Source organism: Chromobacterium subtsugae, assembly GCF_001676875.1.
GTDB classification, from domain to species: Bacteria; Pseudomonadota; Gammaproteobacteria; order Burkholderiales; family Chromobacteriaceae; genus Chromobacterium; species Chromobacterium subtsugae.
Genome location: NZ_JYKA01000058.1, coordinates 1 through 330 on the forward strand (window position 1 = coordinate 1; position 330 = coordinate 330).

The window sequence follows — 330 nt, forward strand, 5'->3', positions numbered from 1 at the left end:
GCCAATCCGGTCGGTGGTCCATGCCAATAAAACGTGCTACGACGAGATTCGTTTCTAGTGAATATGGCAACATAGTTAACCCAGACAATGGAATGCCTGATGCTGGCTATGCAGAGTGCAATCAAGACGAGGTTGTTATTGCTGGCGGTGGAAATTGTGCAGATGGAGTCAATGGTTGGCTTCATACTTCCATTCCTCAAGGTAACGGTTGGTTTGCCAATTGCTATGGTCGCTCGCCTTCTAGTTGGCTAAGATTCCCAGACAGAGAAAACCCAGCACAGGCCTATGCGGTATGCCTAAAAAAGAACTCTGCACTCTATGGATAATTTT

At 46.7% G+C, this 330-nt stretch carries 1 protein-coding gene; it reads left to right on the forward strand.

Annotated features, from left to right (window positions below; genetic code table 11):
• On the forward strand, positions 1 to 326 hold a 326-nt coding region (locus tag MY55_RS24125; protein WP_208856081.1), incomplete at its 5' end, for a hypothetical protein.
• Positions 327 to 330: the final 4 nt, after the last annotated feature.